Origin of the sequence: Bradyrhizobium sp. STM 3809 (genome assembly GCF_000239795.1) — a bacterium.
Taxonomy (GTDB): Bacteria; Pseudomonadota; Alphaproteobacteria; order Rhizobiales; family Xanthobacteraceae; genus Bradyrhizobium.
Window position 1 is genome coordinate 1 of the sequence record NZ_CAFJ01000307.1, and the last position, 3,073, is coordinate 3,073.

Genomic DNA, 3,073 nt, shown 5'->3' on the forward strand with positions numbered 1-3,073 from the left:
GCACGTCGCCCACCGAGGCCACGCTCTTGCCGGCGACCTCTAGGATCACGTCGCCTTCCTTGAAGCCGCGGTCGGCCGCGGCGCTCTTCGGATCGACCTGGGTGACGATGACGCCGTCCTTGCCGGCGCCGGCCACGCTCGACGCCGGAGCGACGGTCATGCCGAGCTTCGGCACGTCGGCGCCGCGGGTCGGGTTGGCGTTGTCGTTGTCGGTATCGGCCTTGGCCTCGACCGTGTTCGGCAGCTTGCCGAGCGTCAGGTTGATGGTCTTTTCCTGGCCCTTCGACAGCACGTTCAGCTTCACCGCCGTGCCCGGCGAAATGCCGCCGATGGTGCGGGCGAGCTCACGCGCGTCCTTCACCGGCTCGCCGTTCACCGACGTGATGACGTCGCCGGACTGGATGCCCGCCTTCGCCGCCGGGCCATTGGCCTGCGGCTCGGCGACCAGCGCGCCCTCGGCCTTCTTCATGCCGAGGCTGTCGGCGATGTCCTGCGTCACCGGCTGGATCTGCACGCCGATCCAGCCGCGGCTGACCGAGCCGTTGTCCTTGAGCTGCGCGATCACGCTCTTCACCGTCGAGGCTGGGATCGAGAACGCGATGCCGACGCTGCCGCCGGACGGCGAGTAGATCGCGGTGTTGACGCCGACGACGTTGCCGTCGACATCGAACGCCGGGCCGCCGGAGTTGCCCTTGTTCACGGGCGCGTCGATCTGGATGAAATCGTCATACGGGCCGTTGCCGATGTCGCGGCCGACCGCCGAGACGATGCCGGCCGTCACCGTGCCGCCGAGGCCGAACGGATTGCCGACCGCCAGCACCCAGTCGCCGATGCGCGGCTTGCCGTCGGCCAGCTTGGCGAACGGGAAGTTCGAGCCGCCCTCGACCTTGATCAGCGCCAGGTCGGTGCGCTGGTCGGTGCCGATCACCTTGGCGCTGTAGGTCTTGCCGTCGTCGGTCGTCACCTCGACCTTGTTGGCGCCGTCGACGACGTGGTTGTTGGTCACGGCATAGCCGTCGGCGGAGATGAAGAAGCCGGAGCCCTGCCCGGTGATGGCGCGACCGCCACCACGGCCGCCGCGGCCCGGCATGCCGGGGATGCCGTTCTCACCGCCGAAGCGGCGGAAGAAGCGCTCCATCGGCGAGCCCGGCTGGAACGGCGTGTCGTCGTCGCTGTCGTCCTTGGCGACCTTCTCGGCAATGTTGACCTTGACCGAAATCACCGACGGCTTCACCCGCTCCACGATGTCGGCGAAGCCGACCGGGCGCGCGACCTTGCTGACCTCGTTGGCGACCTGCGCATGCGCCGAGGTCGAGAACAGGTTCAGCGGCGTGCCCTGCGGCGACAGCCCATAGGCGGCGACGCCGAGGCCCGCGACCACGGAGGCCATCAGCGCGAACTTTCGCGCCGAGAACAGTCCGCGGCGGGGCTTCTGAGTGGATGGAAGCGAGGACAGGTCGGTCGGACGGTCAGTCATACGGTTTTCTCCGCAAGTGATTTTGGTCAAGGTCTAAAACGTGTGTCCCGGGCTGTTCGCCCCGTTCGCCAGTGAAGATGGGACTTGCCGCCTTACGGCGTGCTGGCTGCGGCGTTAAACTTCTGTAATGGACGGACATGGCGACTGCGGCGGAATGGCGCAGATCGCAGAACGCGACCGGAAAATCTTGTATATGCAAGGGCTTACCGAACCCCCGGCCGCCCGACGCTGGCCATCTCTGTGGCCATTCCGACAAAAGTCGTACCCCCCGCCGGGCGGGCTGGCCGCAGGCATAACCCGCCACCCCTCCCACAGCCCCGGCGCGCGTGACCGCGTAGCCCGCATGAGCGCAGCGACATGCGGGTTCACCGTCCCTGCCCCTGTCGCGCAACCTCCCACCCCACCCTCATTTGTCATTCCCCGCGAAGGCGGGGGATCCAGTACGCCGCGGCCTCTCGATTGAACCACGGAGATCGCGGCGTACTGGATCCTCCGCTCTCGCGGAGCATGACAGCGGAGTGTGTGGCACACCGCCTGCCCCACACTCCGTCATTGCGAGCGCAGCGAAGCAATCCAGGATGGTGGGCGGGACCCTGGATTGCTTCGCTTCGCTCGCAATGACGCGCGGAGACATCACGATCCACATTTCAAACAGCCTTTGGAGACCTCTAGCTAACAGCGGCCGGAGACACCCAACACTCAGCCGCGCGCGGACGTCCCCGCGACGCATCCCGCGCCCGAGTCATGCCCGTCGAACTCGCACCCTCTCACAGAGGGCACAGGGAAGGCCGGGCGCTGGCCGCGCCCGTGGCCCGCCTGCAAACAAGAAAGCAGGCGGCAGTCACCACAGGTCTGGCCGAACACACCCGGCCCTCCCTGCGCGATGGTGTTAACATTTATACGTGCTCTCCCCGGGGACCGGCTCATTGACCCGGTCGCCGGCGGATCATCACCACCGGCTTGGCCTCGGCACCGGGAGGCCAGGACGACACGATTTCCTGTCCGCGGTCAGCTGTTCGTCGGCGAGGCCGAAACCCCGCATGCAGCCGCCCGCATCCATCGCATTCCGCAACCCGCGTCCGTGACGATCGCGATACGCTCCCTCAGCGGTGCGGAACGCGGCGGAGGATACGGGTGATTTGGGGTGGGAGGCAAGAGGATTTTTGATTTTCGGAAAGATCAGGCAACTTTTCTGAAGGACAACAGCAAGCGTAGCCCGGATGAGCGCAGCGATATCCGGGTTCATCTCTGGAGTTCGTGTGAACCCGGATGTCGCTGCGCTCATCCGGGCTACGCGATTGCGCATGTCGTGCGAGCGGCCTCCACATCCAACGCCGTCGTCCCCGGCGAACGCCGGGATCCATACTCCGCAGCGGTCGTTGTTAGAGACGACTGGTCGGACATCTCGTCCGATCACATCTCCCTGGGGTAATGGGTCCCGGCGTTCGCCGGGACGACGACTGCGGGCTCGGCGATGTATTCGCAACATGGCGCGCGCAACGTAGGGCGGCTTAGCCGCAAGGCGTAAGCCGCCGCGCGGCGGACTCCGTGGGGATGGCGGATTACGCTGCGCTAAACCTACTACGTCAGAAAGGG

The 3,073-nt window shown here is 66.5% G+C and carries 1 protein-coding gene; it reads right to left on the reverse strand.

All coding sequences use genetic code 11. The features are described 5' to 3' along the window. Positions 1-1,477: Do family serine endopeptidase (locus BRAS3809_RS17100; RefSeq protein ID WP_035656538.1), on the reverse strand; the 1,477-nt coding region annotated here is incomplete at its 3' end. Positions 1,478-3,073 lie beyond the last annotated feature (1,596 nt).